Origin of the sequence: Shimia fortis (assembly GCF_040225985.1) — a bacterium.
GTDB lineage: Bacteria > Pseudomonadota > Alphaproteobacteria > Rhodobacterales > Rhodobacteraceae > Shimia.
The window spans coordinates 529,527-555,087 of the sequence record NZ_JBBPEU010000002.1 but is presented as its reverse complement, the minus strand read 5'-3'; the positions used below and the strand labels follow the sequence as shown (position 1 = coordinate 555,087).

Genomic DNA, 25,561 nt, shown 5'->3' with positions numbered 1-25,561 from the left:
GCCAGAAAAGGGCAGGGCAGATGGCAGCACCGAACCGACCGCTTCATGAATTGGGACTGACCGCTGCCGGAGGCAAGGACCCCGAGATCACGGGTCTTGCGGTAGACAGTCGCGAGGTCAAGGACGGGTTCCTGTTCGCGGCTCTGCCGGGCACGCGGGTGCATGGCGGCGAATTCATCCAATACGCCCTGCGCATGGGGGCCGCCGCCATCCTGACCGATGCCGAAGGGGCCGAGATCGCCAAGGCCGAACTGGCCGCGTCCGACGCGGCCCTAATCATCGCAGAAGACCCGCGGCAGGCGTTGGCCTATACCGCTGCACTTTGGTTCGGCGAACAACCGGGGCTGGTGGCGGCGGTGACAGGCACCAATGGCAAAACCTCGGTCTCGACCTTTCTGCGCATGATCTGGCAGGAACTGGGGCTGAAGGCCGTGAACCTTGGCACCACCGGTGTCGAGGGTGATTTCACCGCCCCTCTGAACCACACCACGCCCGAACCCATCACACTGCACCGCACGCTGGCCGCCGCCGCCGGGGCGGGGATCGAATGCGCCGCGATGGAGGCCTCGTCCCATGGGTTGGCACAGCGGCGTCTCGACGGCGTCCAACTGCGCGCGGCGGGGTTTACGAACTTCACGCAGGACCATTTGGACTACCACGAAAGCTTTGAAGATTATTTCGATGCGAAGGCGGGGTTGTTTGCCCGCGTCTTGCCCGAGGACGGAACAGCTGTCATCAACATCGACGATGCCCGTGGCGTGGACATGATGGCGATTGCCCGCGCGCGTGGCCAAGAGGTTCTGAGTGTCGGACGCACCGGCGCCGATCTCCTGCTCGAGGCCCAGAGGTTCGACGCGACCGGTCAGGACATCCGGTTCGCGTTTCGGGGCAAGACCTACATGGCGCGCCTGAATCTCATCGGGGGCTTTCAGGCCGAAAACGTGTTGCTGGCCGCCGGCATGGCGATTGCCTGTGGCGCGGAACCCGAACGCGTGTTCGAGGTGCTGCGGGAACTCAAAACGGTGCGGGGGCGGATGCAACTGGCCGCGACCCGCGCCAACGGGGCCGCCGTCTTCGTCGATTACGCGCACACGCCGGATGCCGTCAAAACCGCGCTTCAGGCGATGCGTCCGCATGTGATGGGCCGCCTGATCGCCATTGTCGGTGCGGGGGGCGACCGTGACGCGGGCAAGCGCCCCCTGATGGGGCAAGCCGCCGCCGAGAATGCCGATGTGGTCTTCGTGACCGATGACAACCCGCGCAGCGAAGATCCGGCCTCGATCCGGGCGGCCGTCATGGACGGAGCGCCCGACGCGACCGAGGTTGGCGACCGCGCCGAGGCGATCCTGCGCGCCGTGGATGCGCTGCAACCGGGCGATGCGCTGCTGATCGCGGGCAAAGGGCACGAAACCGGACAGATCGTCGGCGATGACGTTCTGCCCTTTGATGACTGCGAACAGGCCAGCGTGGCCGTGGCCGCTCTGGACGGAGGAATGGCATGACGCTTTGGACCGCGAGTGAAGCCGCTGCCGCTACCGGCGGGCGCGCCACGAGGGATTGGCAGGTGACCGGCGTCAGCATCGACACCCGCACGCTGGAAACGGGTGATCTGTTTGTCGCCCTGTCCGCCGCTCGGGATGGGCACGATTTCGTGGCGCAGGCGCTGGAAAAAGGGGCTGGGGCCGCGCTTGTGTCCCACATCCCCGACGGCGTGCCCGAGGATGCGCCGCTGTTGCTGGTCGATGACGTGCTGCCTGCACTGGAAAAGCTGGGTATGGCCGCGCGCGCCCGCACGCGGGCGCGTGTGGTGGCCGTGACCGGATCGGTGGGCAAGACTTCGACCAAGGAAATGCTGCGCGCGATGCTGGGCGGGCAGGGCAAGACCCATGCCAGCGTCGCCAGCTATAACAATCACTGGGGCGTACCCTTGACGCTGGCGCGGATGCCCTCAGACACCGAATTTGCCGTGATCGAGATCGGCATGAACCATCCCGGCGAAATTGCCCCGCTCGCGCGGATGGCGCGGCCGCATGTGGCCATGATCACCACAGTGGCCGCCGTGCACCTCGAAGCTTTCGAGAACGTGGCAGGGATCGCGGTCGAGAAAGCCTCGATCCTTGAAGGGCTGGAACCGGGCGGCGTCGCCGTGCTGCCTGCCGATGTCGAAACCGCCGATATCCTGCGGGCCAAGGCCGCCGAGACAGCCGCCGAGACCATCACCTTTGGCACAAGTGCACCGAACTGGACCCTCGGGCAGGTCACTCTGACTGGCAATACCACGGTGGCCCGTGCCACGGTGGATGCAGAGCCCCTCGTGTTCAAGATCAACAGTGCTGGACGCCACTTTGCAATGAACGCCCTCGGGGCGCTGGCCGCGGTGCAGGCGCTGGGTGCGGATCTGGCCATTGCCACAGGCGATCTGGGGCGCTGGGTGCCCTTTACCGGGCGCGGCGCGCGCGAGACCATTTACCTTGACCCGGTCGAAGTCGAGATGACGCTCGACCTCATTGACGACGCTTACAATGCCAACCCGACCTCGCTGTGGGCGGCACTCGAAGTGCTGGCCGCCGCGCGTCCCGTAGACGGGATCGGGCGGCACGGGCGGGGGCGACGCATCGCCTTTGTCGGGGACATGAAGGAACTCGGGGCCCAAGAAGCCGAGATGCACGCGGCCCTTGCCACGCATCCCGCGCTCGACGCGATCGACACGGTGCATTGTATCGGCCCGCTCATGCAGAGCCTTTATGCGGCGCTGCCACCGGAAAAACGCGGACGATGGGTGAAGACCAGTGATGAAATCGCGTCAAACGTGCATGGATTGGTCGATGCCGGCGATTGTGTGCTTGCCAAGGGCAGTTTGTCGATGGGTTTAGCAAAGGTTGTTGACGCCATCCGCAAACTGGGCCATCCCGCCCCGCAATCAAAAGACGAGGACGCATAAATGCTCTATTGGCTGACCGAGCTGTCGGATGGCGGGGACTTTTTCAACCTGTTTCGCTATATCACGTTCCGCGCCGGAGGGGCCTTTCTGACCGCGCTGGTGTTCGGCTTCCTGTTCGGCCGCCCACTGATCGACGTGCTGCGCCGCCGTCAGGGCAAAGGCCAACCGATCCGTGAAGATGGCCCCGAGGGCCATTTCGTCAAGGCCGGCACCCCGACCATGGGCGGGTTGCTCATCGTGGGGGCGTTGCTGACCTCGACCCTGCTCTGGGCGCGGCTGGACAATGGGTTTGTGTGGCTGGTGTTGTTCGTGACCATGACCTACGGGGTGATCGGGTTCGCGGATGATTATGCCAAGGTGTCGAAACAGAATACCGCCGGGGTATCAAGCAAGATGCGCCTGCTTCTGGGCTTTATCATTGCTGGTATCGCCGCGTGGTGGGCCAGTTACCTTCAGCCCGAGTCCATGCAGATGCAACTTGCGCTGCCGTTCTTCAAGGATGTGCTGCTGAACCTCGGATTCTTCTATGTTCCCTTTGCCATGATCGTGATTGTGGGCGCAGCTAATGCGGTCAACCTGACCGACGGGCTGGACGGGCTGGCGATCATGCCAGTGATGATCGCGGCCGGAACGCTTGGCATCATCGCCTATGCTGTGGGGCGAGTCGACTTTACCGATTACCTTGACCTGCATTATGTGCCGGGCACCGGTGAAATCCTTGTTTTCATAGCCGGAATCGCGGGTGGGGGTCTTGGGTTCCTGTGGTACAACGCACCGCCCGCCGCCGTGTTCATGGGCGATACCGGGTCGCTTGCTCTGGGTGGCGCGCTGGGGGCGATCGCGGTCTCGACCAAGCACGAACTGGTGCTGGGCATCGTGGGTGGGCTGTTCGTGGTCGAAGCCCTGTCGGTGATCATCCAGGTGCTGTATTTCAAGCGGACGGGTAAACGCGTGTTCCTGATGGCACCGATCCATCACCACTATGAAAAGAAGGGCTGGTCCGAACCGCAGATCGTGATCCGGTTCTGGATCATCTCGCTGATCCTCGCGATGATCGGACTGGCGACACTGAAAGTCCGTTAATCCCGCATTCACCTTTGCGACAGGGCCGTGCCGGAAGGTGCGGCTTTGTCTGTTTTGTACAAGATTTTTCGGGGCATTGTATGCTTTGTGCGGGCGTATGCGCGGCGCTTTCCAATCCCGCATTAATCCTTTAGCCATAATCTCAGCGTAACAAGGGGGCAGGCGGATGATCCCGGTCAGAGGATTTGACAAACACAAGGTGGCGGTATTGGGGCTGGGGCGCTCGGGGCTGGCCACGGCGCGGGCACTGCGTGCAGGCGGGGCCGAGGCCATCTGCTGGGACGACAATCCGGCGGCGCGCGCAAAAGCTGAGACCGAAGGGTTTACCTGTGCCGATCTGACCCGGCAGAGGGCGTTTGACGGCATAGCGACCCTGATCGTCAGCCCTGGCATTCCGCATCTGTACCCGGTGCCCAACCTCGTGGTGGCGGCGGCGTTAGAGGCGGGTGTGCCGATCGACAACGACATCGGGCTGTTCTTCCGGTCGTTTTCGACCCGCGATTGGGACAACTTCGAAACCCTGCCCAAGGTCGTGGCGGTCACCGGATCGAACGGGAAATCCACGACCTCGGCTCTGATCCATCACGTGCTGGATCAGGCGGGGCGGCGCACGCAACTTGCAGGCAATATCGGCCGCGGGGTGTTGGACCTTGATCCGGCCGAGGACGGGGATGTCGTGGTGCTTGAACTGTCGAGCTATCAGACCGAGCTTGCCCGCAGCCTGACGCCGGATATCGCGGTGTTCACCAACCTGTCGCCCGACCATCTGGACCGGCACGGTGGCATGGGGGGCTATTTCGCGGCCAAGCGCCGGTTGTTTTCCGAAGGCGGGCCTGACCGGGCCGTGATCGGCATTGACGAGGTGGAGGGCGCGTTTCTGGCCAACCAACTGTCGATGGGCCCGGCGGATGATCGGGTGATGCATATTTCCGTGGCGCGCAAACTGACCGGACCGGGCTGGAACGTGTTCGCGAAGAAAGGGTTTCTTGCGGAATACCGCAAGGGGCGGCAGGCGGGGTCAATTGACCTGCGCGCGATCAAGGGGCTGCCGGGTGCGCACAACCACCAGAACGCCTGTGCCGCTTATGCGGTGTGCCGCGCGCTGGGGCTGGCGCCGCGGGTGATCGAACAGGGGTTCCAGAGTTTCGCAGGTCTGCCGCACCGCTCGCAAATCATCGCTGAATCCGACGGCGTGACCTTTGTGAATGACAGCAAGGCCACCAACGTGGACGCGGCACAAAAGGCCCTGTCGGCGTTCAAGCGTATCCGCTGGATCTGTGGTGGGCTGGAAAAAGAGGGCGGGCTGGGCGACCTTGCGGCCAATGCGGGCGACGTCATCAAAGCCTATGTCATCGGGCGCGAGGCGGCCAATTTCGCGATGCAGCTGAAAGGGGTCGAAGCCGAGGTGTGCACCACGATGGCCGAGGCCGTGGCCAAAGCCGCCGCCGAGGCAGCGGAAGGCGAGACTGTCCTTCTGGCCCCCGCCGCGGCGAGCTTTGACCAGTATGACAGCTTTGAACGGCGCGGCGAGGATTTTGCCGCACAGGTCATGGCGGTGCTGGGCCAGTAGGGGCGGCTGGCCTGTGTGGCGCAGATTTTCGACGGGCGCGGCGGGTTGCATCTGATCCGCCGTGTGCCCGCGTTGTCACGCATCTGTGTTTCAATTTCAGAAGGTTTCTCGTGTCACGCCTCTCGGAAACGGGGCGCGATGTGCTAGGCTATTGAGAACCCCGAGAGAGGGGAGTGCCATCATCGCAAGGGAGATCTGACATGTCTAAGCTTTCTCTGACCCGCCGTCACCTGATCCTGTCGGGTGCCTCAGTGGCAGCCGTCGGCCTGTCGGGATTGCCGGTGCCTGCCCGCGCCAAGGGCGTTGCGCCGACGCGCTCGATGCGTGGGGGATCGAACAACTATCTGCCCGATGCGCCGATTGTCGACCGGATTGGCAGGGGTGGGTTCTGGATGACCGGCACGGTCCGGCGCGCAGGAGATGGTCAGCCGCTGTCGGGCCAGCGCATCCAGATCTGGGCCCATACTACAGAGGGCCATGAACGCGACCCGCACAGCCACGGCGCGACCCTGACCGATGCCAACGGGCAATTCCGGCTGGAAATGCCGCAGATCGTGCCCGCCTTTGGCCAACCCCACGGGCATCTGGCCTATGACAGCGGCACGTTCAAAACCGTGTTCCTGCGCCCCGTGATGGCCAGCGCGCAGGACAAGACGCTTGAGGCGCATTTCGTCCTAGAACCGGCCTGAGCGGTTTGTCGGCGGTGGCATTCCGCAAGTTTTTGATGTCGGCGGCTGTCTTCGTGACGGCGGGCGTGGCACTGTGGTTTGCCTTGCAAAGTCCGCTGCTGGCTTGGCGCAGGCCGGTCTATATCCTTGCCGGTGTGGCGGGGGTGGTGGCGTTGGTGCTGCTTGTGGTGCAGCCTCTGCTGATCGGGGGCCATCTTTCCGGCATTGGCAGGGTGCGCGGGCGCAATCTGCATCGCTGGCTGGGGCTTGGGCTGGTTGGTGCGGTGCTGGTGCACGTGATTGCGCTCTGGATCACCAGCCCGCCTGATGTGGTGGATGCGCTGTTGTTCCGGTCGCCAACGCCATTCTCGGTCTGGGGCGTGTTGGCAATGTGGGCGTTGTTTGCAGCGGCGGCCGTGGCCCTGTTGCAGCGGCGCGGATCGGGTTCCCCGCGCGGGTGGCGGCGCTGGCATGGCGGGTTGGTCACGGTGGTAGTGGCGGGCAGCGTGCTGCATGCCCTGCAGATCGAGGGCACGATGGAGCCTGTCTCCAAGGCCCTTCTGTGTGGTCTGGCAGTGCTGGCCCTTGTCCGGGTGATGGTTGACCTGCGCCACTGGCGGCTTTGGTGCCGGTCTTAGAGCCCGGCGGCGATGGCGGTGCCTGCGGCCCAGCCCGAACTCCACGCCCATTGGAAATTGTACCCGCCCAGCCAGCCGGTGACGTCGACCGCTTCGCCGATAGCATAAAGGCCGGGCACGGTTTTCGCCTCCATCGTTTTCGACGACAGGCCATCGGTGTCAATCCCGCCCAGCGTGACCTCGGCGGTGCGATAGCCTTCGGTCCCTGCGGGCGTCATCTGCCATGCGGTGAGGCGCGCGGCAAGGTCTTGCAGCGCCTTGTCGGACTGGTCGGCCAGGTTGCCGGAAAGGGCCCAGTCTGCGGTCAGGAAATCGGCCAGCCGCGACGGCAGAAGCTGACCCAGAACCGTGCCGATCTGGCGGCGGCCATCGGTCTTGCGCTTGGCCTTGAGCGTGTCGAACGGATTGCTGTCGGGCAGGAGATTGACCGAAATGGGCTGGCTTTCTTCCCAGTAAGAACTGATCTGCAGCATGGCGGGGCCAGAAAGGCCGCGATGGGTGAAAAGCAGCGCCTCGTCAAAATGGGTGTCACCGGTGCTGGCGCGGACGGGCAGGGCGGTGCCCGCAAGCGGTTTGAACCGGCCCTCGGGAAAGGTGAAGGGCACAAGGCCCGCGCGTGTTGGCAGAATGGCAAGGCCGAACTGTCGGGCGATGTCATAGGACAGCCCGGTCGCGCCCATCTTGGGGATGGATTTGCCGCCGGTGGCCAGAACGAGGTTTTGCGCGGTGACCGTGCGGCGCTTGCCGTGGGATTCGGTTTCGACGCTGAAGGCGTGGCCGTTATGGGAGACGTGCAGGATCGCGGTCTCAAGCCGAAGCTCGGCGCCTGCGCGCGTCATCTCGGCGCGCAACAGGGCGATGATGTCCCGAGCCGAGTGGTCGCAGAACAACTGTCCCAGCGTTTTCTCGTGATAGGCGATGCCGTGGCGCGCAACGAGGTCGATGAAATCCCACTGGGTATAGCGTTTGAGCGCCGATTTGCAGAAATGGGGGTTCTGCGACAGGAAGTTTTCAGGCGCCGCATAGAGGTTGGTGAAATTGCAACGCCCGCCGCCGGAAATGCGGATTTTCTCGCCCGGTGCCTTGGCATGGTCGAGCACGAGGGTGCGCCCGCCAGAATGGGCGGCGCACATCATGCCGGCGGCCCCGGCGCCAAGGATGATCGTGTCATAGCGCATGGGGGCGGGGTGCCCCATGTCGGGCGTCGGGTCAAGGGGCGAGGGCGCGTGCGGGGCGCTGCCCCTCTTGGCCTGCGGCCAATTCACCCCGGAGGTATTTTTGGCAAGATGAAGGGCAGGGGCGGATTGTTGCCACCGCGCATGTCATGCTTTGCAAGAGTCGGGCTTCGTGTTAGTGTTTCTTCCAGACCCGGAAAACGGGCGTATTGAGGCAGAGATCGGCGGTTTCCGATGACAGAGATGGTGTATGGCTCGGTCCCCGTGCGGGACGGCGAGCCGGTTCTTCCAAAGTGGTGGCGGACGCTGGACAAGTGGTCGATGGCCGCTGTCCTGAGCCTGTTCGGGGTGGGCATTTTGCTTGGGCTTGCGGCCTCGCCGCCACTGGCCGAGAAAAACGGGTTTCCCGCCTTTCACTACGTGCAGCGCCAGGCGGTGTTCGGCGGCATGGCGCTGGTGGCGATGCTGATCACTTCGATGATGAGCCCCCAAACGGTGCGCCGCCTTGCGGTGCTGGCCTTTGTGGCCGCATTCGTCGCACTGATCGGCTTGCCGGTGCTGGGTACGGACTTCGGCAAGGGGGCAACGCGCTGGTACTCGCTGGGCTTTGCCTCGGTCCAGCCGTCAGAGTTTCTCAAACCGGTGTTTATCGTGACGGCGGCCTGGCTGATGGCGGCCAATGAAGAGATCAACGGCCCGCCGGGGCGGATGTGGTCCTTCCTTTTGATGATCACCATCGTGTTCATTCTGGCGATGCAGCCCGATTTCGGACAGGCCAGCCTGATCCTGTTTGCCTGGTGCGTGATGTATTTCGTGTCGGGCGCGCCGATGATGCTGATCGGGGGGATTTTCCTGTCGATCATTCCCATCGCCAAGTTTGCCTATGCCAATTCCGAACACTTCGCCCGCCGCATCGACGGGTTTCTGGACCGATCCATCGACCCGACCACGCAGCTTGGCTATGCCACCAACGCGATCCAGAGCGGCGGTCTGTATGGTGTCGGGGTCGGCGAGGGGCAGGTCAAATGGTCTTTGCCGGATGCGCATACCGATTTCATCATCGCGGTCGCGGCCGAGGAATACGGTCTGATTCTCGTGCTGGTCGTGATCGCGCTTTATGCCACCGTGGTGCTGCGGTCTTTCTTCCGGCTGATGCGGGAACGTGATCCGTTCATCCGGCTGGCCGGCACCGGTCTTGCCGCGATTTTCGGCGTTCAGGCGATCATCAATATGGGCGTGGCCGTGCGTCTGTTGCCTGCCAAGGGCATGACCCTGCCATTTGTCAGCTATGGCGGGTCGTCTTTGATCGCAGGTGGTATTGCAGTCGGCATGCTTTTGGCGTTTACCCGCACCCGGCCCCAGGGCGATATCCGGGACATTCTGCGGGGACACGTGAGATGACATACAAACCATTGCTGGTGATTGCGGCAGGTGGCACCGGGGGACACATGTTTCCGGCGCAGGCGCTGGCCGAGGCGATGTTGCGTAAGGGGTGGCGGGTCAAGCTGACCACTGATGCGCGCGGCGCGCGCTATACCGGCGGGTTTCCCCATACGGTCGAGATCGAACAGGTCAGCAGTGCGACCTTTGCGCGGGGCGGGGCCCTGGCCAAGATGGGTGTGCCGTTCAAGATTCTGGGCGGTGTTCTGGCCACGATGCGCGGATTTCGCAAGGACCGTCCCGAGGTGGTGGTCGGCTTTGGCGGTTATCCCAGCATTCCGGCGGTGGGCGCGGCGTGGCTGATGAAGCTGCCGCGCATGATCCATGAACAGAACGGTATTCTGGGTCGCGTGAACGAGAGATTCGCAAGCCGCGTCGATGTTGTGGCCTGCGGTACATGGCCGACCACCCTGCCCGAGGGGATCGAGGGCGTGCATACGGGCAACCCGGTGCGCGGCGCGGTTCTGGAACGGGCCGCGTCAGGCTATATCGCGCCGGGGGATTACCCGATGTCGATCCTCGTGATCGGTGGCTCGCAAGGGGCGCGCATCCTGTCGGACACGGTGCCGGGCGCGATTGCCGCGCTGCCGCCCGAGATCCTGCGCAATGTGCGTGTCAGCCATCAGGCGCGCGACGAGGATTTCGACCGCGTCACGGCGTTTTATGCCGAGCACGGGATCAACGCCGATGTGCAGCCTTTTTTCCATGATGTGCCTGCCCGGATGAGCGAGGCGCAGCTGGTGATTTCGCGGTCGGGGGCGTCTTCGGTCGCCGATATCAGCGTGATTGGGCGCCCGTCGATCCTGATCCCCTATGCGGCGGCCACGGGCGATCACCAGACAGCCAATGCGCGCGTTCTTGTCGATGCGGGCGCGGCAATCCTGATCCCGGAACGCAAACTGACCGTCGAGACCCTGTCAGAGCAGATCGCGATGGTGATACAAAACCCAGATGGCGCGAGCCAGATGGTTCAGGCCGCGCTGTCCGTGGCCAAGCCGGACGCCACGGAAGAGCTGGTTGGGCTGGTCGAATGGCTGGCCAGCAAGGAAGAATAAGGAACAAGACCCATGAGTGCAGCAACCAAACTTCCCGGTGACGTGGGGCCCATCCATTTTGTCGGCATCGGCGGGATCGGCATGTCGGGGATTGCCGAGGTGCTGCTGAACCATGGGTATGTGGTGCAGGGGTCGGATCTCAAGGAATCCAAGATCACCGAACGGCTGGTGGCGCAGGGCGCGACCCTGTTCGTCGGGCAGAAGGCCGAGAACCTTGCCGATGCCGAGGTTGTCGTGATCTCGTCCGCGATCAAGCCCGGCAATCCCGAGCTGGACGAGGCGCGGCGGAGGGGCCTGCCGGTGGTGCGGCGCGCCGAGATGCTGGCCGAACTGATGCGGCTTAAGTCGAACATCGCGGTCGCGGGTACGCATGGTAAGACGACCACGACCACGATGGTCGCGGCGCTGCTGGATCACGGGCGCTTTGATCCGACCGTTGTGAATGGCGGGATCATCCATGCATACGGGTCGAACGCGCGCGTGGGCGGGGGCGAATGGATGGTGGTTGAGGCCGATGAAAGCGACGGCACCTTCAACCGTCTGCCCGCCACCATTGCGATTGTGACCAATATCGACCCCGAGCATATGGAACATTGGGGCACCGAGGAAAACCTGCATCGCGGGTTTCTGGATTTCGTGTCGAACATCCCGTTTTACGGGCTGGCCGTGTGCTGTACCGATGATCCTGACGTGCAGACCCTTGTCGGCCGGATCACCGACCGGCGCGTCGTGACCTTTGGCTTCAACACGCAGGCCGATGTGCGTGCGGTCAACCTCAGCTACAAGGCAGGGATCGCGCATTTCGACATCCTGTTGCAGAACGAAGGCACGCGGATCGACGGTTGTACCCTGCCAATGCCGGGGGACCATAACGTCTCGAATGCGCTGTCGGCGGTGGCCGTGGCGCGGCATCTGGGGATGAAGCGCTCCGAAATCCGCGAGGCGCTGGCCGCCTTTGGCGGGGTGAACCGGCGCTTTACCAAGGTCGGCGAATGGCAGGGCGTGCCGGTCATCGACGATTACGGGCACCATCCGGTCGAGATCGCCGCGGTGCTGAAGGCGGCGCGGCAGGCCTGTGACGGGCGCGTGATTGCCGTGCACCAGCCGCACCGCTATACCCGTCTCTCGTCGCTGTTCGAGGATTTCTGTTCCTGCTTCAACGAGGCCGATGTCGTGGGCATTGCCGAGGTGTTTGCCGCCGGTGAGGCCCCTATTCCGGGCGCGTCGCGGGATGATCTGGTCGCGGGTCTTGTCGCGCACGGGCACCGGCGCGCCGTGGCCGTGGATACCGAGGATGACGTTGTCGCGCTTGTCCGCGCCGAGGCGCAACCGGGCGATATCGTGGTCTGTCTGGGGGCGGGCACCATCAGCACGTGGGCCAATAATCTGCCGAAACGCTTGCAGTAGGCGTAGAATTTTCTAGAAAATTCTACATGGGGAAAATTCTTCCAGAAAAATTTAGGTGCGGGTCCAGATGGCGGAACACCTGAAACGGCGGATCGGCTTGGGTCTTTTGACGGCCTATGGCGTCGGCGTGATGGTTGGGGCCGGGATCTATGTGCTGGTCGGGGCCGTCGCCGGAGAGGCCGGTATCTGGGCGCCGGTGGCCTTTCTGCTGGCCGGCCTGGTCGCCGCGCCCACGGCGCTGAGCTATTCCGAATTTGCCACCCGCATTCCCGAAGCTGCGGGCGAGGCGGCTTATGTGGGCACCGCGCTGCGCAGGCAGGCGCTGGCCGTTCTGGTTGGGTTGGCCATCGTGGCGGCGGGCACGGTGTCGGCGGCAGCGGTGCTGCGTGGCGGGGTTGGATACCTGACCGTGGTGCTGGACGTGCCGGCTATCTGGGCCATAATCGGCATTGGTGCGATACTGACCGGTGTGGCGGTGTTCGGCGTCATGGAAAGCCTCGCGTTGGCGGCGGTCTTTACCGTGATTGAATTGCTGGGGCTTGCGCTGGTGATCTGGGCCGGCACGCGGGCACCCGTGTCTGTGGACTGGACCGCGATGGCGCCACCGCTCTGGGCGGGGATCGGGGCCGGGGCGACGCTGGCATTCTTTGCCTTTATCGGGTTCGAGGACATCGTAAACATGGCCGAAGAGGTGTCCGAGCCGGAACGCACCTTGCCGCGCGCGATCCTGATTTCGCTGGTGATCACCACGCTGATCTATGCGCTGGTGACATGGGCCACCGTGCGCGCCGTGCCCCTTTCGGCGCTGGCCCAGAGCGAAAAGCCGCTGGCACTGGTTTGGCAGGCGGGCATGGGCGGGCAGGGCCGGTTCCTATCAACCATCGCCGTCTTTGCCGCGCTGAACGGGGTTCTGGCGCAGATCGTCATGGCGAGCCGGGTTCTTTATGGTCTGGGCAAACGCAGCCCCGCTTTGCAGGTGTTTCACCATGCCCATCCCCGCACAGGTACGCCGGTTCTGGCCACTTTGCTGGTCGGCGGAGCCGTGGTGGCGGGGGCGTTGTTGCTGAATGTCGGTCTCTTGGCCGGGGTGACCTCGACCATTCTGCTGGGCGTGTTCGTGATCGTGAACCTGTCGCTGATCGTGTTGAAACGCCGTGAGCCTGACGCCCCGTTCCGCGTGCCCATGGTGGTGCCGGTCTTGGGTCTGTGCCTGGCACTGATGGCGCTGGCCTTGAACATCGGGGTGCATCCATGAGCCTGTCCCTGATCCTTGGTTGTCTCTGGGTGCTGGCCTCGGCCATTGTGGCGATGCTGCCGATGCGGCACCAATATGTGCCGGGTATTGCCCTGTTGCTGGCTGCGCCCTGCCTGATCGGGGTGATCTGGTGGGAACACGGTGTGTGGTACGGGGCGGCTGCGCTGTTCGCTTTCTTGTCGATGTTCCGCAACCCCCTGCGCTATTTCTACAAGCGCGCCCGTGGCGAAAAACCGGAGATCCCGAAATGAGCCTTTCGGTCACGCTGGCATTGATCTGGCTGGTGGCGGTGAACCTGCGCGGCATGTTTCCGTCCAAGGACAACCACTGGCGCTTTGCCTATGTCATGATCGCGCTCGGCGTGCCCTTGATCGGGGTGATCTGGTACGAACACGGGGTCTGGCTGGCACTGGTGTTTCTGTTGATGGCAATGTGGGTGATGCGTTGGCCGGTGATCTACCTTTGGCGCTGGGTGCGCCGCACACTGGGCCGCCGCGCCGATTAGAGCCTGCTTGTGTTTCGGGGCGGCTTTGCGCAAAAGGGGCCAAAGACCACCAGCCGAGCGGACAAGACCGATGAATGACATGCCCCAAGTGCGCGGAAAACTGACCCCGAACCGGGATCTTTCGGGCCTGACCTGGTTGCGCGTCGGGGGGGCGGCGGACTGGCTGTTCCAGCCGGCGGATGTAGAAGACCTTGCCGATTTCCTGCGTGATCTGGATCCGGGGATGACCGTGTTTCCGATGGGGGTGGGCAGCAACCTGATCGTGCGCGATGGCGGGCTGCGGGCGGTGGTGATCCGCATGGGACGCGGCTTCAACGGAATAGAGGTGGACGGCAGTCGTGTTACGGCAGGGGTTGCGGCGCTGGATGCCCATGTCGCGCGCAAGGCCGCCGAGGCCGGTGTCGACCTGACTTTTCTGCGCACAATTCCGGGTGCGATTGGCGGTGCGGTGCGGATGAATGCCGGCTGCTACGGGTCTTATGTGGCGGATGTGTTCGTCAGCGCCAAGGCGGTGACCCGCACAGGCGAGATTGTCGATATCACGGCAGAGGATCTGAATTTCCGGTATCGCCAGACCGATTTGCCCGAGGGCTGGGTGATTGTCGAGGCTACGTTCGAGGGGCCATCGGGTGATCCCGCGATGTTGATGCGGCGCATGGAAGACCAACTGGCCAAACGTGACGCGACCCAACCGACCAAGGACCGCACCGCAGGCAGCACCTTCCGCAATCCAGCCGGGTTTTCAAGCACCGGACAGGCGGATGACGTGCATGATCTCAAGGCGTGGAAGCTGATTGATGACGCGGGGATGCGTGGCGCACGCGTTGGCGGCGCGCAGATGAGCGAGAAGCACTCGAATTTCATGATCAACACGGGTGATGCCACTGCGGCCGATCTGGAAAATCTGGGTGAAGAAGTCAGAAAAAGGGTTTTCCAAAACAGCGGAATAACGCTAGAATGGGAAATCATGCGCGTCGGAGAACCGACGGCAGACTGACTTCTGGCTTGCAGGCACATATCACGGGCCGGAAAACCTAATAAAAACAGGACCAAAACGGTCCGGGACATTGAGGCACAAAGGGTATGTCGAGCAGGGCAAACCCCAAAGTGGCGGTATTGATGGGCGGGGCCTCGGCAGAGCGCGAGGTGTCTCTGACGTCGGGGCGTGAATGCGCTGCCGCGCTGCGGGAAGCAGGGTATGACGTGGTCGAGGTCGATGCAGGGCCTGACCTTGTTGCGCGCCTGAACGAAATCAAACCAGATGTGTGTTTTAACGCCTTGCATGGTCGCTGGGGTGAAGATGGCTGTGTGCAGGGCATTCTGGAATGGCTGGGCCTGCCCTATACCCATTCCGGTGTGCTGGCCTCGGCGCTGGCCATGGACAAGCAGCGGTCGAAGGAAGTGTACAGGGCTGCGGGGCTGCCCGTGGTCGAGAGTGTCATCCGCTGCAAGGCCGAGGTGATGGGCCGGCACGTGATGGCGCCGCCCTATGTTGTCAAACCCAACAATGAAGGTTCGTCCGTCGGTATCTATATCGTGCAAGAGGTTGCCAACGGCCCGCCGCAACTGTCGGACGACATGCCCGAACAAGTCATGGTCGAGACCTATGCGCCGGGGCGCGAGCTGACGACCACGGTGATGGGGGACCGGGCGCTGAACGTGACCGATATCCTGACCGATGGCTGGTATGACTACGATGCCAAGTACAAGGAAGGTGGATCACGCCACGTGATCCCCGCAGAGGTTCCGCAAGAGATCACCGAGGCCTGCCTCGACTATGCGCTGCGTGCGCATCAGGCGCTGGGGTGCCGCGGTGTGAGTCGGACCGATTTCCGCTGGGATGACACTCGCGGACTGGATGGTCTGATCCTCTTGGAAACCAACACCCAGCCCGGCATGACGCCGACGTCGCTGGCACCGGAGCAGGCAGCCCATGCGGGGCTGTCCTTTCCTGAGTTCTGTGCATGGATGGTGGAGGACGCCTCGTGCAACAGGTAGACGGCAAATGCGATCCGGCCCCGTCGAAATGGGCCTATCGGTTCGAGCGCCTGATGTTGACGCCGTTGTTCCGGCTGATGCTGCGGGTGTTCCTGCCCTTTGCGATTGTCCTTGCTATCGCGGGGATCTGGTTTTCCGACCAAGACCGACGCGATCAGGTCTCTGCCGCCTATAACGACTTGAAATCGAGTATCCAGACGCGCCCGGAGTTCATGGTCAACGTCATGGCCATTGACGGGGCCAGCGCGGGTATCGCCGAAGATATCCGCGAAATCGTGCCGATTGATTTCCCGATCAGCTCTTTTGACCTTGATCTGAACCTCATCCGCGAGCGGGTGGTCGAATTGCCCGCTGTGGCCGGTGCTACGGTGCGCATCCGCCCTGGTGGCATCATGCAGATCGCCGTGACCGAGCGCGATCCGGTGGTGCTGTGGCGCACGCGCGAGGGGCTGATGCTGGTCGACCGAGAAGGCTTTGTGGTGGCCACGGCGCAGACGCGCCAGTTGCATGCGGAATTGCCGCTGATTGCAGGGCAGGGCGCAGAAGAGCGCGTGGACGAGGCGCTGGCGCTTTATGCGGCGGCTGGGCCGCTTTTGCCGCGCATCCGTGGGCTTGTACGTATGGGCGAACGCCGGTGGGACGTGGTGCTGAACCGCGACCAGCGCATCCTGCTGCCCGAGACAGGCGCGGTGCAGGCGCTTGAGCGGGTGATCGCCCTGAACCAGGCGCAAGAGATGTTGGCGCGGGATCTGGCGGTGGTGGATATGCGGCTCGACAGCCGCCCGACCATCCGCATTGCAGAACGCGCAGTAGAAGAGTGGTGGCGTATCCGACAGCTGCCTTACGGAGAGACGAGGGACTGATGATCGAGCTTTACGAGTCACAGCGTGCCATGCGCAACATGCGCAAAGCCGCCATGCAGCGGGGTGTTGTTGCGGTCCTTGATGTGGGGACGTTCAAGATTTCCTGCCTCGTGCTGCGCTTTGACGGCAGCGAGGCGCAGATCGACATGGAGGGTGTCGGCTCTATGGCGGGGCAGACCGGGTTCCGTGTCATCGGGGCGGCCACCACACGGTCGCGCGGTGTGCGCTTTGGCGAGATCGAAGCCATGCAGGAAACAGAACGCGCGATCCGTACCGCAATTCAGGCGGCGCAGAAGATGGCGAAAATCCGTGTCGATCACGTGATTGCCTGTTTCTCGGGGGCGGCGCCGCGCTCTTATGGGTTGGACGGCAAGATCGAACTGGAAGGCCACGTTGTCACCGAAAACGACGTGGCCCGGGTGCTGGCGGAATGCGAGGTGCCCGACTATGGCATGGGGCGCGAAGTCCTGCATGCCCAGCCGGTGAACTTTGCGCTGGACCATCGTTCCGGCCTCAGCGATCCGCGCGGCCAGATGGGGCAGGAACTGTCGACAGATATGCATATGCTGACCGTGGATGCGACCGCGGTACAGAACCTGGCCTATTGCGTGAAACGCTGTGACCTCGAACTGGCAGGGATTGCCTCGTCCGCCTATGTGTCGGGGATGGCGTCTCTGGTCGAGGATGAACAGGAACTGGGTGCGGCCTGTATCGACATCGGGGGTGGGGCCACTGGCATTTCGATCTTCATGAAGAAACACATGATCTATGCCGACACGGTGCGCATGGGGGGCGATCACGTCACCAGCGACATTTCCATGGGCCTGCAGGTGCCGGCCGCAGTGGCGGAACGGATCAAGACACGCAATGGCGGGGTCGTGGCCACGGGCATGGATGACCGCGACATGATCGAGCTTGAGGGCGAGACCGGCGACTGGGAACACGATCGCCGCACGGTCAGCCGGGCCGAACTGATCGGGATCATGCGCCCACGCGTCGAAGAAATTCTGGAAGAGGTGCGCGCCCGTCTGGACGCGGCAGGGTTTGACAGCCTGCCCAGCCAGCAAATTGTCCTGACCGGCGGCAGCAGCCAGATTCCCGGGCTGGATGGACTGGCGTCAAAGATTCTGGGCCAGCAGGTCCGGCTGGGCCGCCCGATGCGGGTGCATGGCCTGCCGCAGGCCGCCACCGGCCCCGGTTTTTCCAGCGCGGTCGGCATGTGTCTTTACGCCACCCATCCGCAAGACGAATGGTGGGACTTTGACTTGCCGGTCGAGCGGTCCTCGGTCCGGTCGATCAAGCGCGCGGTGCGCTGGTTGCGGGACAACTGGTAAGGCACGCGCAGACGCATTTTGAGGGGTGACGCCGGAATGGGGATGCTTTAAACTTATCCACAAGGACCTGTGGAAAGGTCTGCGGACAGGCCGGGCAGTGGTCTTCCGAGGAAAACAATACCGGCGCTTTCGGGCTTTGGCTTTCGGGGGCGCTTTTCGTGCGTTTGTGGCACGCACTGCCAAATCCGCAATATCTGCGCAAATCGGCAAAATCTCGCGGGTTTTACCCAATCAAATCGCCATATTTCGTGGTGATTTGTGCTTTTTGTGGTGACGGTTGCCCTTGCTTTCGGTAAGAATAGAGGGGAATAAGCAGAAAAAGCGCCCGTAATAGCGGGGAAAAGACAGGCGGATCTTATGACTTTGAATCTTACTATGCCCGATCAATCGGACCTGAAACCCAGCATCACCGTTTTCGGTGTCGGCGGCGCCGGTGGCAACGCGGTCAACAACATGATTGCCAAGGCCCTTGAGGGGGTCGAGTTCGTTGTGGCCAATACGGATGCCCAGGCCCTGCAGCAAAGCGATGCGAAACAACGTATCCAGCTTGGTGTGAAAGTCACCGAAGGTCTGGGTGCCGGGGCACGGGCCAGCGTGGGCGCGGCGGCTGCCGAGGAAAGCATTGAACAGATCGTCGATCAACTGGCGGGATCGCACATGTGCTTTATCACCGCCGGAATGGGCGGAGGCACCGGCACGGGCGCAGCCCCGATCATCGCGCAGGCCGCCCGGGAGCTGGGGGTTCTCACCGTGGGTGTTGTCACCAAGCCGTTCCAGTTCGAAGGCGCCAAGCGGATGCGCCAGGCAGAAGATGGCGTTGAAGCCCTGCAAAAGGTTGTGGACACGCTGATCATCATTCCGAACCAGAACCTGTTCCGTCTGGCCAACGAGAAGACGACCTTCACCGAGGCGTTCTCGATGGCGGATGACGTGCTGTATCAAGGTGTGAAGGGCGTGACCGATCTGATGGTCCGGCCAGGCCTGATCAACCTCGACTTTGCCGATGTGCGCGCCGTGATGGACGAGATGGGCAAGGCGATGATGGGCACCGGTGAATCCGAGGGCGAAGATCGCGCCACGCAGGCCGCCGAGAAGGCGATTGCCAACCCGCTGCTGGACGAGATTTCGCTGCGCGGCGCCAAGGGCGTTCTGATCAACATCACTGGCGGGCATGACCTGACCCTGTTCGAACTGGACGAAGCCGCCAACCGCATCCGCGAAGAGGTGGATCCGGACGCGAATATCATCGTAGGCTCGACCCTGGACGAAAGCCTGCAAGGCGCGATGCGCGTGTCTGTCGTGGCCACTGGCATCGACGCACTGGCCGTGGACAACGAAATTCCGATCCCGCGCCGCCCGATGGCGCGTCCACTGGCACCGACGGTCGAAGCCGATCCGGTCGACGAGGACATGATGGAAACACCGGTCGAAATGCCGGCCGTTGCTGCCGAAACTTCGCCCGAGCCGTCCCTGTTTGGGGCACTGGACGCGGAACGCGCCGCGGCCTCGGAGCAGATGGAAGACATCTTCGAGGAAGAAGTGGCCGAGGATGACCTGCCCGCGCCGGTCTATCAGGCGCCGGTTCAAGAGTTCGCCCCGCAGCAGATCGACGAGGAGGACGAGGTCGAGGCGTTTGTCGCACCCAAGGCACCTGCACCGGGCACCCCGTCGCAAGAAGCCTTGGGCCGTCTGCAAGCCGCGGTGGCCAAAGCACCGGCCGCGCCGCCGCAGCGCCCCGCCGCAGCAGCTCCGGCGCAGGCTCCTGCAGCCCAGCCGCAGGCCCATGGCGAGGAACGCGGGGGGCGTTTCGGTCTGAATTCGCTGATCGGGCGCATGACCGGCGGCCATGGCACCGAGCAACCGGCCGCTCGTCCGGCTGCTGCGCCGCAACAGGCGCGCCAGCAGCCCAGCATGCAGGCTGTCCAGCCGGAACCGGAAATGGACGAAGATCAGGAACGGATCGAGATTCCTGCATTCCTGCGCCGCCAAGCCAATTAAATTTGTCATAATCCGTCACTTGAAAGGCCGCTTTAATAGCGGCCTTTTCTTTTGTTTTCAGGCGCTTGTACGATTCTAAGCGGTATTTTGCCAAACCGTTACATAGATGTTTCATACCGTTACAATGTTTGAATTGTGATGCGCGACCGAAGCGTCTACCTCATGCTTGCGGAAACCTAAGAGGGCCGCGCCATTTGGGGACCATCGTGCAAAATACTCTGCGTACATCCGTTCGTTTCTTGGGACAGGGCCTGCATTCGGGCAAACCTGTTCGCATGACCATTCACCCCGCGTCGGCGGATTACGGTATCTGGTTCAAGCGTACGGACATCCTTCTTGGAGACCGCATGGTGCCGGCGCGTTGGGACGTGGTGGAACAAACCGCGCTGTGCACGCGAATCGTGAACGGGGCGGGGGTGTCAGTATCGACCATCGAGCACGTGATGGCGGCACTTGCGGGCACCGGGGTGCACAATGCCCTGATCGAGATCGACGGCCCCGAAGTGCCGATTCTCGATGGTAGCTCGGCCGAGTTCGTGCGCGGTATCCTGCGGGCGGGTCTGGTGAAACAGCATGCCCCTGTGCGCGCCATAGAAATTCTGAAACCAGTGACTGTCACGCGCGGCGAAGCCAGCGCGACATTGTTGCCGTCGGCGCATATGCAGATTGATTTCCATATCGATTTTGCCGATCGCGCGATCGGCGTGCAGGACAAATCTCTAGTGATGTCCAACGGCAGCTTCGTGCGCGAACTGTGCGACAGCCGTACCTTCTGCCGTCAGGCCGATGTAGATGCGATGCATGCACAGGGTCTGGCCCTTGGCGGCACGCTGGAAAACGCGGTTGTCGTAGACGGAGACAAGGTGCTGAGCCCCGGTGGCCTGCGCCACAAGGACGAAGCCGTGCGTCACAAGATGCTGGATGCGCTTGGCGATTTGTATCTTGCAGGGGGGCCGATCTTGGGCCGCTATGTCGGTGCGCGGGCAGGTCATTCGCTGACCAATGAACTTCTGCGGCAGGTTTTTGCCACGCCGGGTGCCTTCCGCGTGGTGGAATGCAACGCGGAAACCGCCGCGATCCTGCCCGGTGCAGGCGTGCATTGGGCGGAAATCCCCGAAGTCGCATGAAACCTTTTCCCGAAAATGCCTAAAGGCGTTTTGCACGGGAAATTTCTGTGCTAACAGCTTGTGATAAGAAAGGGCATGTCCCTGAAAAGTCGAACAAGAGGTTATGCAGCATGACGGGCAGCGGATCGCGATTCAAGCTGATCGGTGCAGTGGTTTTGGTTGCATTGCTCGGGGGATGCGCGTCGAGCACGGCTGACAAGGCGCGTCGTGGCGATATCGCCATGGAACAGTTCACCGCAAAGCAGATCTTCGAGCGTGGCGAATATGAACTGTCTCGCAACAAGGGCGAAGACGCGGCCTATTACTTTGGCGAGATTGAACGCCTGTATCCCTATTCGGAGTGGGCGCAGCGCGCGCTGATCATGCAGGCTTATGCCTTCCACTCGGACGAGATGTATCCCGAAAGCCGTGCCGCAGCGCAACGCTATATCGACTTCTATCCGGCGGATGATGATGCGGCTTATGCCCAATACCTTCTGGCGCTGAGTTATTACGACCAGATCGACGAGGTTGGCCGCGACCAAGGGCTGACCTTCCAGGCGCTGCAATCGCTGCGCGGGGTGATCGAGAACTATCCCGACAGTGAATATGCCAACGCGGCGATGCTGAAATTCGATCTGGCTTTTGACCATCTGGCAGGCAAAGAGATGGAAGTCGGTCGGTACTACCTGCGCCGTGACCACTATGCAGCCGCGATCAGCCGCTTCCGCGTCGTGGTTGAGGATTTCCAGACCACGACCCATACGCCCGAGGCGCTGCACCGTCTGGTCGAGGCCTACCTGTCGCTGGGTCTGACCGCTGAGGCGCAGACTGCCGGCGCGATTCTGGGGTATAACTATCAGTCGACCGAATGGTACGAGGACAGCTACAAGCTGTTGACCGGACGGGGGCTTGAACTTGAAGCGGCCAGCGACGGCTGGCTGAAACAGGTTTATCGTCAAACCGTACAGGGCAAGTGGCTGTAAGGGCCCCGGTGGTGGTGTTCTTCGCTTCAGTCTCCGACCATGCTGCGCAGTCTTGATATCCGCGACATGCTGATCATTGACCGGTTGGAACTTGGGTTCCAGCCGGGTTTGAACGTACTGACCGGGGAAACCGGCGCTGGCAAGTCGATCCTTCTGGATTCGCTGGGCTTTGTGCTGGGGTGGCGGGGCCGCGCCGAACTGGTGCGCAGCGGTGCCGATCAGGGCGAAGTGGTCGCCGTGTTCGATCTGCCTGACGGGCATCCTGCCCATGCCATCCTTGAAGAGGCGGGTTTGCCTGGCGGCGAGGAGTTGTTCCTGCGTCGGGTCAACGGGCGCGATGGGCGCAAGACGGCCTGGGTCAATGACCGGCGTTGCTCGGGCGAGGTGCTGCGCCGACTGTCCGAAACATTGGTGGAACTGCACGGACAACATGACGATCGGGGTCTGCTGAACCCCAAGGGGCACCGCGATCTTCTGGATGCGTTTGGGGCGCTATCGGACAGGCGGGCCAAGGTGCGAGGCGCCTGGCAGGCGCTGGCCGCGCGCCGCAAGGACCTGACCGCCGCCGAGGCGGCCCTGGCCGAGGTGCAGGCCGAAGAAGACTTCCTGCGCCATGCGGTCGGCGAACTGGACAAGCTGGACCCGCAATCGGGCGAAGAGGCCGAATTGGACCAGCGCCGCCGCCTGATGCAGAACGCCGAGAAGGTGCGCAGCGATATCGCGCGGGCCCATGCTGCCCTTGGGCTGGACGGGGCCGAGGGCGCGATGGGGGATGCGCTGCGCTGGCTGGAAGGCGCACTTGACGGCACCGAAGGGCGGCTGGAAGAGCCGATGGCCGCGCTTGAACGGGCGATGAATGATCTGGCCGAGGCGGCAGACGGGGTGGAACGCTGTCTGGCCGACCTCGATTTCAATCCGCATGACCTCGAAATGGTGGAAGAGCGCCTGTTTGCCATTCGTGGCCTTGCCCGCAAACACGGTGTGGCGCCGGACGATCTTGGGCCCTTTGCCGATGACCTGCGCGAAAAACTGGCTGCGCTGGATGCGGGCGCAGGCCACATTTCCGAACTTCAGGCCGCGCTCAAACAGGCCGAGTCTGATTATGCGGCGGCGGCTGACACCTTGACCACGGACCGGCGCGCGGCGGCAGAGCGTCTGGACGCGCAGGTCTCGGCCGAGCTTGCCCCGCTCAAGATGGAGCGCGCAGTGTTTGCTACGCGCATCAGCGAAACCGACCCCGGACCTGACGGGCAGGACATCGTGGAATTTACCGTGGCCACCAACCCCGGCGCACCGGCCGGGCCCTTGGGCAAGATCGCCTCGGGCGGTGAACTCAGCCGGTTCCTGCTGGCGCTCAAGGTTTGCCTGACGGCGGATGTCAGCGGGCTGACCATGATCTTTGACGAAATCGACCGGGGTGTCGGCGGTGCCACGGCGGATGCGGTGGGGCGGCGACTGGCCGCGCTGGCTGCCGAGGGGCAGGTTCTTGTGGTGACCCATTCCCCGCAGGTCGCGGCCCTTGGCGCGCATCACTGGCGCGTTGCAAAGCAGGTTGTGCAGGAACAAACCCTGTCAACGGTCACGCCACTGGATGCCGAAGACCGCGTGGATGAAATTGCGCGCATGCTGTCGGGCGATACCATCACCGATGCCGCCCGCGCCGCCGCCAAGGCGCTTTTGGATAGTTAGCCGCCCGATTTCCGCACCGAACGGTGAAAATGTCGATTTCCTGATGCAGTCTGCGGTCAATTCGGTCTAAGTCTGGAAGCAGAGCAATCTGGCGACCCCGTACTAATGAACAATTCGTTCCGCACCTTTATTGCCGACAGCCTGCGACAGGCGGTCTATACCTGCAAGGGCGGCTGGAAGGTGCTGGTCGAAAAGGGGCCAAGCCAGTTCCAGTTCTGGCTGATCAGTCTTGTGATCGGCATCGCGGCGGGCTTTGCCGCGCTGTTTTTCCGCAAAGGTATCATGTGGCTGCAATCCACGCTCTATGGCACCGATGACCTGTCAACGCTGCACAGCTTTGCCGGAACGCTGCCTTGGTACATGCTTTTAGTGATCCCGATCGTAGGCGGGCTGGTCGTGGGTCTGATCCTGCACAAGTTTACGCCGGATGGCCGCGTCCGCTCGGTCGCGGACGTGATCGAGGGGGCGGCGCTGTATGAAGGCCGGGTCGAGAAACGCGCCGGTGTGGCATCGGCCTTTGCCTCGCTGATTACGCTTAGTTCCGGGGGGTCGTCGGGGCGCGAGGGGCCGGTGGTACACATGGCCGCCGTGATTTCGAGCTGGGTCAGCAACCGGATCAAGGCCGATGGCATCACGGGGCGCGACCTGTTGGGATGCGCGGTCGCGGCGGCGGTGTCGGCCTCGTTCAATGCGCCCATTGCAGGGGCGCTGTTCGCGCTCGAGGTGGTGTTGCGGCATTTCGCGGTACATGCCTTTGCGCCCATCACCATTGCCAGCGTGGCGGGTACGGTCATCAACCGGTTGGAATTCGGGGATGTGACCGAGTTCCACCTGCCCACGTCAGGCGCCCTGCAATTCTATCAGGAACTTCCCGCTTTCCTGATGCTGGGCGGCGTCTGCGGCTTTGTTGCGGTGGCCCTGATGTGGACGATCTTCTGGGCCGAAGACATGGCCAATGTCATCCACGCGCGTTCCCGCATGCCGCGGTGGTTGCGGCCGGCGATTTCGGGCGCGATGCTCGGGGGGCTGGCGATTTGGTTCCCGCATATCATCGGGGTGGGATACGAAACCACCTCGGCGGCGCTGACAGGACAACTGGTCCTGCACGAGGCGATTGTCTTTGCCGTGCTCAAGGTCATTGCCGTGTCAATCACCATGGCAGGACGCATGGGTGGCGGCGTGTTTTCACCCGCGCTGATGGTCGGGGCGCTGACCGGTCTGGCTTTTGGCCTGATCGCGACCAGCGTCTTCCCCGAAGTGTCGGGAACCATCACGCTGTATGCCTTGGCCGGGATGGGCGCAGTGGCGGCGGCGGTGCTGGGCGCGCCGATTTCCACAACGCTGATCGTGTTCGAACTGACCGGCGACTGGCAGACGGGGCTTGCGGTGATGGTCAGCGTGTCGATCTCGACTGCGCTGGGATCGCGGCTGGTGGACCGGTCCTTCTTCCTGACCCAGCTTGAACGGCGCAACGTGCACCTTGCAGCGGGGCCGCAGGCCTATCTGCTGTCGATGTTCAACGTAGGCGCGGTGATGCGGGCCAAAGACCACAAACGCGCGGCATCGGAAGAAAAATGCTGGGAAATGATCAGTGACGGCATCTATGTCGATGGCAACGCGACTCTGGAAGCAGCGATGCCGATCTTTGACAAGGCCGGGGTCCAGTTCATCCCCGTGGTAACGCTGGCGGGCGAGGGGCAACCGCCGGAACTTTGGGGGGCGCTGTTCCATGTGGATGCGCTCAAGGCCTATAACAAGGCGCTTGCCGCCACAGCGGCCGAGGAACATTCCTGAAAAAAAGGGCGCGCCATCGGCACGCCCTGTTGACTGTTTCGTTTGGGACCGGTCGC

22 protein-coding genes are annotated in these 25,561 nt (G+C 62.9%); 21 read left to right on the top strand and 1 reads right to left on the bottom strand.

The annotated features are described in order from the left end of the window. Positions 1-20 precede the first annotated feature (20 nt). The 6 genes from WNE31_RS05975 (at position 21) to WNE31_RS05950 (ending at position 6,900) form a co-directional block, all read left to right on the top strand. Positions 21-1,502 carry a UDP-N-acetylmuramoyl-L-alanyl-D-glutamate--2,6-diaminopimelate ligase gene (locus WNE31_RS05975; RefSeq protein ID WP_349978788.1) on the top strand — a complete coding sequence of 494 codons (1,482 nt, stop codon included), beginning with the start codon at positions 21-23 and terminating at the stop codon, positions 1,500-1,502. Further along, entirely contained in the window at positions 1,499-2,941 is a 1,443-nt protein-coding gene (locus tag WNE31_RS05970; RefSeq protein WP_349978787.1) for a UDP-N-acetylmuramoyl-tripeptide--D-alanyl-D-alanine ligase, read from the top strand. Before WNE31_RS05975 ends, WNE31_RS05970 begins: the two co-directional genes overlap by 4 nt. Continuing rightward, entirely contained in the window at positions 2,942-4,024 is a 1,083-nt protein-coding gene (gene mraY, locus WNE31_RS05965) for a phospho-N-acetylmuramoyl-pentapeptide-transferase (protein ID WP_349978786.1), read from the top strand. It abuts the gene before it with no gap. Between the two features lie 166 nt (positions 4,025-4,190). Next, a complete protein-coding gene (gene murD / locus WNE31_RS05960) occupies positions 4,191-5,594 on the top strand; it encodes a UDP-N-acetylmuramoyl-L-alanine--D-glutamate ligase (protein WP_349978785.1) in 1,404 nt (467 codons plus the stop codon). Positions 5,595-5,794: 200 nt separating this feature from the next. Continuing rightward, positions 5,795-6,283: a peptidase associated/transthyretin-like domain-containing protein gene (locus WNE31_RS05955; RefSeq protein ID WP_349978784.1), complete on the top strand. Its 489-nt coding sequence runs from the start codon at positions 5,795-5,797 to the stop codon at positions 6,281-6,283. A 35-nt stretch (positions 6,284-6,318) separates the two neighbouring features. Next, positions 6,319-6,900, top strand: coding sequence for a ferric reductase-like transmembrane domain-containing protein (locus WNE31_RS05950; RefSeq protein WP_349978783.1), 582 nt, complete (start codon positions 6,319-6,321; stop codon positions 6,898-6,900). Here WNE31_RS05950 and WNE31_RS05945 read toward each other — a convergent pair. Then, positions 6,897-8,078, bottom strand: coding sequence for a BaiN/RdsA family NAD(P)/FAD-dependent oxidoreductase (locus WNE31_RS05945; protein ID WP_349978914.1), 1,182 nt, complete (start codon positions 8,076-8,078; stop codon positions 6,897-6,899). The two genes, WNE31_RS05950 and WNE31_RS05945, sit on opposite strands and share 4 nt — an antisense overlap. A gap of 231 nt (positions 8,079-8,309) precedes the next feature. Between WNE31_RS05945 and ftsW the strand changes: the two genes are divergently transcribed. From ftsW to WNE31_RS05870, 15 genes are all read left to right on the top strand, one after another. After that, the gene (gene ftsW, locus WNE31_RS05940) at positions 8,310-9,476 is read left to right on the top strand and encodes a putative lipid II flippase FtsW (RefSeq protein ID WP_349978782.1); all 1,167 of its coding nucleotides are present in this window, start codon (positions 8,310-8,312) and stop codon (positions 9,474-9,476) included. Then, complete coding sequence (murG, locus tag WNE31_RS05935) at positions 9,473-10,570, top strand: undecaprenyldiphospho-muramoylpentapeptide beta-N-acetylglucosaminyltransferase (protein ID WP_349978781.1); 1,098 nt, start codon at positions 9,473-9,475, stop codon at positions 10,568-10,570. The genes ftsW and murG overlap by 4 nt, the downstream gene beginning before the upstream one ends. 12 nt (positions 10,571-10,582) lie before the next feature. After that, entirely contained in the window at positions 10,583-11,977 is a 1,395-nt protein-coding gene (gene murC / locus WNE31_RS05930; protein ID WP_349978780.1) for a UDP-N-acetylmuramate--L-alanine ligase, read from the top strand. A gap of 67 nt (positions 11,978-12,044) precedes the next feature. Further along, positions 12,045-13,232 carry an APC family permease gene (locus WNE31_RS05925; RefSeq protein WP_349978779.1) on the top strand — a complete coding sequence of 396 codons (1,188 nt, stop codon included), beginning with the start codon at positions 12,045-12,047 and terminating at the stop codon, positions 13,230-13,232. Beyond that, entirely contained in the window at positions 13,229-13,483 is a 255-nt protein-coding gene (locus WNE31_RS05920) for a DUF2484 family protein (protein WP_349978778.1), read from the top strand. Before WNE31_RS05925 ends, WNE31_RS05920 begins: the two co-directional genes overlap by 4 nt. Then, positions 13,480-13,737, top strand: coding sequence for a DUF2484 family protein (locus WNE31_RS05915; RefSeq protein WP_349978777.1), 258 nt, complete (start codon positions 13,480-13,482; stop codon positions 13,735-13,737). The genes WNE31_RS05920 and WNE31_RS05915 overlap by 4 nt, the downstream gene beginning before the upstream one ends. A gap of 70 nt (positions 13,738-13,807) precedes the next feature. After that, on the top strand, positions 13,808-14,734 hold the full coding sequence (gene murB / locus WNE31_RS05910; RefSeq protein WP_349978776.1) for a UDP-N-acetylmuramate dehydrogenase: 927 nt from the start codon (positions 13,808-13,810) through the stop codon (positions 14,732-14,734). Positions 14,735-14,820: 86 nt separating this feature from the next. Next, positions 14,821-15,735, top strand: a complete 915-nt coding sequence (locus WNE31_RS05905) for a D-alanine--D-alanine ligase (RefSeq protein WP_349978775.1) — start codon at positions 14,821-14,823, stop codon at positions 15,733-15,735. After that, positions 15,702-16,598, top strand: coding sequence for a cell division protein FtsQ/DivIB (locus tag WNE31_RS05900; RefSeq protein WP_349978774.1), 897 nt, complete (start codon positions 15,702-15,704; stop codon positions 16,596-16,598). The genes WNE31_RS05905 and WNE31_RS05900 overlap by 34 nt, the downstream gene beginning before the upstream one ends. Continuing rightward, positions 16,598-17,932, top strand: coding sequence for a cell division protein FtsA (gene ftsA / locus WNE31_RS05895; protein WP_349978773.1), 1,335 nt, complete (start codon positions 16,598-16,600; stop codon positions 17,930-17,932). The genes WNE31_RS05900 and ftsA overlap by 1 nt, the downstream gene beginning before the upstream one ends. A 357-nt stretch (positions 17,933-18,289) precedes the next feature. Beyond that, entirely contained in the window at positions 18,290-19,930 is a 1,641-nt protein-coding gene (gene ftsZ, locus WNE31_RS05890; protein ID WP_349978772.1) for a cell division protein FtsZ, read from the top strand. 206 nt (positions 19,931-20,136) lie between these two features. Continuing rightward, positions 20,137-21,057 carry a UDP-3-O-acyl-N-acetylglucosamine deacetylase gene (gene lpxC / locus WNE31_RS05885; RefSeq protein ID WP_349978771.1) on the top strand — a complete coding sequence of 307 codons (921 nt, stop codon included), beginning with the start codon at positions 20,137-20,139 and terminating at the stop codon, positions 21,055-21,057. 110 nt (positions 21,058-21,167) lie between these two features. Next, the gene (locus tag WNE31_RS05880; protein ID WP_349978770.1) at positions 21,168-22,022 is read left to right on the top strand and encodes an outer membrane protein assembly factor BamD; all 855 of its coding nucleotides are present in this window, start codon (positions 21,168-21,170) and stop codon (positions 22,020-22,022) included. A gap of 39 nt (positions 22,023-22,061) precedes the next feature. Continuing rightward, the gene (recN, locus tag WNE31_RS05875; RefSeq protein ID WP_349978769.1) at positions 22,062-23,711 is read left to right on the top strand and encodes a DNA repair protein RecN; all 1,650 of its coding nucleotides are present in this window, start codon (positions 22,062-22,064) and stop codon (positions 23,709-23,711) included. Positions 23,712-23,816: 105 nt separating this feature from the next. Beyond that, positions 23,817-25,505, top strand: coding sequence for a chloride channel protein (locus WNE31_RS05870; RefSeq protein WP_349978768.1), 1,689 nt, complete (start codon positions 23,817-23,819; stop codon positions 25,503-25,505). Positions 25,506-25,561: the final 56 nt, after the last annotated feature.